Origin of the sequence: Intrasporangium chromatireducens Q5-1 (genome assembly GCF_000576575.1) — a bacterium.
In the GTDB taxonomy this organism is placed as follows: Bacteria; Actinomycetota; Actinomycetes; order Actinomycetales; family Dermatophilaceae; genus Intrasporangium_A; species Intrasporangium_A chromatireducens.
In genome coordinates this window covers 1-6,379 of the sequence record NZ_AWQS01000215.1, presented here as the reverse complement: position 1 = coordinate 6,379, position 6,379 = coordinate 1, and the positions used below count along the sequence as shown (strand labels likewise).

Sequence of the window (6,379 nt, the reverse complement as noted above, 5' to 3'; positions counted from 1 at the left end):
TGAGCCGGCTCAGCGGCATACCGCGGGCTTCTGCGGCGGCTGGGGCGGTGACGGACGGCCCGCGTCGCGGGTCATGTGTCCTAATGGAGGTATGAGCAGACGAACGACGCCACCGTTCCGGGCCGACCACGTCGGCAGCCTCCTTCGTCCGGCCGCACTGCACGAGGCGCGGGCCCGGTTCGCCGCCGGCGAGATCGACGCCGACGCGCTCGCCGAGGCCGAGAACGCCAGCATCGACGACGTCATCGCGCTCCAGCGGGACGTGGGGCTGCAGACCGCGACGGACGGGGAGCACCGGCGTGCCTCGTGGCACATGGACTTCATCTACCAGCTCGGCGGGGTGGAGCGGACCGACCAGATGCTGCAGGTCCACTTCCACAACCCGGGTGGCGACCTCGACTTCGAGTCCCCGGCCATGGCCGTCACGAAGCGGATCGGTCTGAACCACACGATCTTCGGCGACGCGTTCACACATCTGCAGAGCCGGGTCGGGGAGCTGGCCCCGGATCTGACGCCGAAGCTGACGATCCCCTCGCCGAGCATGGTCCACTACCGCGGCGGCCGTTCGGCCATCTCCCGTGAGGTCTACCCCGACCTCGACGAGTTCTGGACCGACCTGTCCACGGCCTACGCCGCCGAGGTCCGCGGCCTGGCCGAGCTCGGCTGCAGCTACCTGCAGCTCGACGACACCAGCCTCGCCTACCTCAACGACCCGCGGCAGCGGGCGCTCGTCGCCGAGCAGGGCGGCGACCCCGAGCACCAGCACGAGCGGTACATCCGCACCATCAACGCCGCCCTCGCCGGCCGCCCGGAGAGCCTGCGGGTCACCACCCACCTGTGCCGGGGCAACTTCCAGTCCTCGTGGGCCGCGGAGGGCAGCTACGAGTTCGTCGCCGAGGCCCTCTTCGGTGGCCTCGAGGTCGACGGCTTCTTCCTCGAGTACGACGACGAGCGGTCCGGCGGGTTCGAGCCGCTGCGCTTCGTCCCGCCGGGGAAGATCGTCGTCCTCGGGCTCGTCACGACGAAGTCGTCGGTCCTCGAGAGCAAGGACGACCTCAAACGCCGCATCGACGAGGCCGCCCGGTACGTCCCCCTCGAGCAGCTGTGCCTCTCGCCGCAGTGCGGCTTCTCCTCGACCGTCGAGGGCAACGCCCTGACCCGCGACGAGGAGATCGCCAAGCTGCGCCTCGTCGTCGAGACCGCGCAGGAGGTCTGGGGCTGAGGATCGCTCGCGACAGCGAGCGCCTGTACGTAGGGCGCGCGCGGCGCCCCGCCGGATCAGGCTCGCAGGACCTTCTCCATCGGCCGGCCCTTGGCCAGCTCGTCGACGAGCTTGTCGAGGTAGCGGATCTTCTGCATCAACGGGTCCACGACCTCCTCGACCCGCACCCCACACACGGACCCGGTGATCATCGAGGCTCGCGGGTTGAGCTGGGCGTCGGCGAAGAAGTCCTCGAAGGTCGTCCCCGCATCGAGGTGTGCCTGCAGCGCGGCCCGGTCGAAGCCGGTCAGCCACTCGATCACCGCGTCGAGCTCGGCCTGGCTCCGGCCCTTCCGCTCGAGCTTCGTGACATAGAGGGGGTACACCGAGGCGACGCTGCTCGTGAAGATCCGGCTCACCCTCGTGAGGGTAGCCCGCGGCTCTGCCGTCCCGGGGGCGATCAGACGTTGACATGCAAATTTCCGCTTGCCTATTGTCGGGCTCGTGGAGGACCTGTTCGCCGCGCTGGCGGACCCGACGAGGCGCCTGATCCTCGATGAGCTGACCGAGCGGGACGGCCAGCCGCTCTTCGAGGTCTGCTCACGGCTCATGACCAAGCACCGGCTCGCCATCACCCGGCAGGGCGTCTCGCACCACCTGCGGGTGCTAGAGGAGGCGGGTCTCATCGCGACGCGGCGTGCCGGCCGCACGAAGCTGCACTACCGACAGACGGCGGCGCTGGAGCGGCTTGCCCAGCGCTGGAGAACCGAACCGAAAGCGAGGCCCGACATGCTCCGGATCACCGTGACGAGTGTCTTCGTCGACGACCAGGCCAAGGCGCTGGCGTTCTACACCGACAAGCTGGGCTTCCAGCCCAAGACCGACCAGCCCGCCGGCGACTTCCGTTGGCTCACGGTCGTCAGCCCGTCCGACCCCGACGGGGTCGAGCTGCTCCTCGAGCCGAACGAGCACGAGGCGGCCAGGGCCTACCAGCAGGCGCTCGCGCAGGACGGCATCCCGGCGACCTCGTTCCAGGTGGACGACGTGGAGCGGGCCCACGCCGAACTGACCGACCGCGGCGTCGTCTTCGTGCAGCCGCCGACGGACCTGGGCCCGGTGACAACGGCCATCCTCGATGACACGTGCGGCAACCTCATCATGATCGCCAGCCCGCCGCGGACGGCCGGCTGAGCGGGAGCCAGCGGACCCTACGAAAAGGGCTGAGCGGCATACCCATTCGTCGGTATGCCGCTCAGCGGCCTTCCAGCGGAACGGGCCTCGGGCAGTTGCGGGCCTTCACACCAGGGCCGATCGTTGCCACGATGGGGGACATGGCGGCACCACAGAAGCAGGCGGCATACACGACCCGCGCGCTCGCCACCGAGACGTGGGACGACTTTGCCGCCCTCGTCGAGGCGAACAACGGCGTCTGGGGCGGCTGCTGGTGCATGGGCTTCCACCCGGAGGGGCTGAACGAGCAGAGCGCTGAGGCCAACCGAGACAACAAGCGGGCCCACGTGCGCCGGGGAACCGTGCGGCAGGTCCTCGTCTACGACGGCGACGCGTGCGTGGGCTGGTGCCAGTACGGCACGCCGGCCGAGCTGCCAGGGATCAAGAACCCGACGGCGTACGACAAGGAGCTGCGCGAGCTGCCCGACTGGCGGATCGGCTGCATCTTCACCGGCAAGGGCCACCGCCGGAGCGGCGTCGCGCGCGCGGCCGTGACCGGTGCGCTGGAGGCGATCGCTGACGCCGGTGGCGGCGTCGTCGAGGCCTACCCCGAGCAGGTCGAGGACCGCCGCCCGCAGCAGGGCGCCTACTTCCACACCGGTCCGGAGAGCCTCTTCGAGGAGCTCGGCTTCGAGCGGGACCGACGAATTGCCAAGTGGCGCTGGGTGATGCGCCGCGACGTCCGTCCCTGAGCCGGTCGGCTCGCGAGGCTGCCGGGCGGCCCAACAGGCGGCCGCATGCCCAGAAAGGCGTGCCGCTAAACCCCGCTGGCGACCAGTTGAGGAGCAGGATCAGGGGGAACCGAACCGTTGACGTCGTCGGAAACTCCTGACTACGCTGCAAGATAGAAAGAACTTTTCCGCAATGCGGAAATGACCGCACACTGGGAACCACCGAGGCCCCAACCGAAGGACGGGTGAAGACAGTGACCGAAGATGTGCAGCAGGGCGGCGTCGAGATCGCCGGCGCGATGCGGGACCGCTTCGACGAGGTGCTGACGCCCGAGGCGCTCGAGTTCCTCGCCGACCTCCACCGGCGGTTCGACGCGCGGCGCCAGGAGCTGTTGCGCGCCCGCGCCGAGCGGTACGAGCAGCTCGTCTCCGGGCGCCAGCTCGAGTTCCTCCCCGAGACCAAGCAGATCCGGGAGAGCGACTGGCAGGTGGCCGAGCCGGCACCCGGCCTCGTCGACCGGCGCGTCGAGATCACCGGGCCGACCGACCGCAAGATGACGATCAACGCGCTCAACTCGGGAGCCAAGGTGTGGCTGGCCGACTTCGAGGACGCCTCGACCCCCACGTGGGACAACGCCATCCAGGGCCAGCTCAACCTCCGCGATGCCCTCGACGGCACGATCGACTTCACCTCCGAGGAGGGCAAGAGCTACGCCCTGCGCTCCGCCGAGGAGCTGGCGACCATCGTCGTGCGCCCCCGCGGCTGGCACCTGCCGGAGAAGCACCTCCTCGTCGACGGGGAGCGGATGTCCGGCTCGCTCGTCGACTTCGGGCTCTACTTCTTCCACTGCGCCCAGCGCCAGCTCGACGCCGGCAAGGGGCCCTACTTCTACCTGCCGAAGATGGAGAGCCACCTCGAGGCGCGGCTCTGGAACGACGTCTTCGTCCATGCCCAGGACCGACTCGGGATCCCGCAGGGCACGATCCGGGCGACGTGCCTGATCGAGACCTACCCCGCCGCGTTCGAGATGGAGGAGATCCTCTACGAGCTGCGCGACCACTCGTCCGGGCTCAACGCCGGCCGCTGGGACTACATCTTCAGCGTCATCAAGAAGTTCCGCACCCGCGGCCGCGACTTCCTCCTGCCCGACCGCAACCAGGTCACCATGACGGTGCCCTTCATGCGCGCCTACACCGAGCTGCTCGTCAGCACGTGCCACAAGCGGGGCGCCCACGCGATCGGCGGCATGGCGGCCTTCATCCCGAGCCGTGACCCGGAGGTCAACGAGGCCGCCTTCCAGAAGGTGACCGACGACAAGACGCGTGAGGCCGCCGACGGCTTCGACGGCTCCTGGGTCGCGCACCCCGGGATGGTCGAGCTGTGCAAGGAGGCCTTCACCAAGGTGCTCGGCGACCGCCCCAACCAGCTCGACCGGAAGCGGGACGACGTGCACGTCGACGCCGAGCAGCTGCTCAGCGTCAGCGCCACACCCGGCACGGTGACGGAGGCCGGGCTGCGCAACAACATCAGTGTCGGCATCCAGTACCTCCACTCGTGGCTGCAGGGCACCGGCGCCGTGGCGATCTTCAACCTCATGGAGGACGCCGCGACCGCCGAGATCTCGCGCTCGCAGGTGTGGCAGTGGCTGCACAACGACGTCGAGCTCGACACCGGCGAGAAGGTGACCCGCGAGCTCGTCGAGCGGCTCGTCGAGGAGGAGCTGGCCAAGCTGCCGGGCGAGCCCGGTGACTACGAGGCGGCCCGGGCGACCTTCCTCGAGGTGGCGGTCGCCGACGACTTCGCCGACTTCCTCACGCTGCCCGCCTACGAGCGGATGGACTGAGCCGTGGACGCGCTCGGCCTGGCGGACGAGCTGCGCCGCGAGCTGGGCGCGGCGGCCGTCATCACCGACCACCAGGAGCTGCGCACGTACGAGTGCGACGGCCTGGCGCACTACAAGGTGACGCCCGCCCTCGTCGTGCTCGCCGAGACGACCGCGCAGGTCGCGACCGCGGTCCGGGCCTGCGCGACCCACGGCATCCCCTTCGTCGCCCGCGGCTCGGGCACCGGCCTGTCCGGCGGGGCGCTGCCCCATGCCGACGGCGTGCTGATCGTCATGGCCAAGATGCGCCGGGTCCTCGAGATCGACCGTGACAACCAGCGGGCCGTCGTCGAGCCCGGCGTCATCAACCTCCAGCTGAGCCGGGAGACCCTGCCGTTCGGCTACTACTACGCCCCCGACCCGTCCAGCCAGCAGGTCTGCTCGATCGGGGGCAACGTCGCCGAGAACTCGGGGGGTGCCCACTGCCTCAAGTACGGCTTCACGGCCAACCACGTCACCGGCGTCGAGTTCGTCACGCCGGCCGGCGAGGTCGTCCAGATCGGCGGCAAGGCTCCGGACGCGCCGGGCTACGACCTGCTCGGAGCCGTCGTCGGCTCCGAGGGCACCCTCGGCATCGTCACGAAGGTCACGGTCCGGCTGACCCGCAGCCCGGAGGACGTGCGCACCCTGCTGGCCGCGTTCCCCGACACCGACCAGGCGGGGGCCGCGGTCTCGGCGGTCATCGGCGCCGGCGTCATCCCCGCCGCGATCGAGATGATGGACGCGCTCGCGATCGAGGCCGCCGAGGCGGCCGTGCAGTGCGGCTACCCCGAGGGAGCCGGCGCGGTCCTCATCGTCGAGCTCGACGGGCCGGCGGCCGAGGTCGCGCACCAGTTCGACCAGATCGAGGACCACTGCCGGGCCAACGGCGCCTTCGAGATCCGCATCGCCCAGGACGACGTGGAGCGAGCCCTGTTCTGGAAGGGCCGCAAGTCCGCCTTCGCCGCGGTCGGCCGGATCAGCCCCGACTACATCGTCCAGGACGGCGTCATCCCCCGGACGTCCCTGCCGGAGGTGCTCCGGCGGATCTCGGAGATCTCGACCGAGGCCGGCGTCCGGGTCGCCAACGTCTTCCACGCCGGTGACGGCAACCTGCACCCCCTGGTCCTGTTCGACGACGCCAACGAGGGCGAGGCCGAGCGGGCGGAGGAGGTCTCCGGCGCGATCCTCGACCTCTGCATCCAGCACGGCGGGTCGATCACCGGCGAGCACGGGGTCGGCTCCGACAAGGCCAAGTTCATGCCGCGGATGTTCAGCGACGACGACCTCGACACCATGCAGCTGCTGCGCTGCGCCTTCGACCCGGCGTCGATCTCCAATCCCGGCAAGGTGTTCCCCACGCCACGGCTCTGCGGTGAGGTGCCCGGCCGCCACAAGGGCCCGCACCCGCTCGT

Annotated in this window: 6 protein-coding genes; 5 read left to right on the top strand and 1 reads right to left on the bottom strand. The window is 70.1% G+C overall.

The window, feature by feature from the left end; translation table 11 throughout:
- Window positions 1-91 precede the first annotated feature (91 nt).
- Window positions 92-1,222, top strand: coding sequence for a 5-methyltetrahydropteroyltriglutamate--homocysteine S-methyltransferase (locus tag N864_RS17815; protein WP_034720131.1), 1,131 nt, complete (start codon window positions 92-94; stop codon window positions 1,220-1,222).
- 56 nt (window positions 1,223-1,278) lie between these two features.
- On the opposite strand, the gene N864_RS17810 is transcribed toward N864_RS17815, so the two are convergent.
- Window positions 1,279-1,620: a DUF2200 domain-containing protein gene (locus tag N864_RS17810; RefSeq protein WP_034720129.1), complete on the bottom strand. Its 342-nt coding sequence runs from the start codon at window positions 1,618-1,620 to the stop codon at window positions 1,279-1,281.
- 85 nt (window positions 1,621-1,705) lie between these two features.
- Here N864_RS17810 and N864_RS26345 point away from each other — a divergent pair, with 85 nt between their 5' ends.
- The 4 genes from N864_RS26345 to N864_RS17790 form a co-directional block, all read left to right on the top strand.
- Window positions 1,706-2,392 (top strand): VOC family protein, encoded by a 687-nt coding sequence (locus N864_RS26345; protein WP_162164546.1) that lies wholly within the window; start codon window positions 1,706-1,708, stop codon window positions 2,390-2,392.
- Window positions 2,393-2,532: 140 nt separating this feature from the next.
- The gene (locus N864_RS17800) at window positions 2,533-3,123 is read left to right on the top strand and encodes a putative GNAT family N-acetyltransferase (protein ID WP_034720126.1); all 591 of its coding nucleotides are present in this window, start codon (window positions 2,533-2,535) and stop codon (window positions 3,121-3,123) included.
- 224 nt (window positions 3,124-3,347) lie between these two features.
- A complete protein-coding gene (aceB, locus tag N864_RS17795; RefSeq protein WP_476702743.1) occupies window positions 3,348-4,946 on the top strand; it encodes a malate synthase A in 1,599 nt (532 codons plus the stop codon).
- Window positions 4,947-4,949: 3 nt separating this feature from the next.
- The coding region (locus tag N864_RS17790; RefSeq protein WP_034720123.1) for an FAD-linked oxidase C-terminal domain-containing protein at window positions 4,950-6,379 on the top strand (1,430 nt) is incomplete at its 3' end.

What these genes read in the sequence shown, in the direction of transcription:
- N864_RS17800 (WP_034720126.1), top strand. Translation starts at nt 2,533, where the DNA reads ATGGCGGCACCACAGAAGCAGGCGGCATACACGACCCGCGCGCTCGCC.
- N864_RS17815 (WP_034720131.1), top strand. Translation starts at nt 92, where the DNA reads ATGAGCAGACGAACGACGCCACCGTTCCGGGCCGACCACGTCGGCAGC.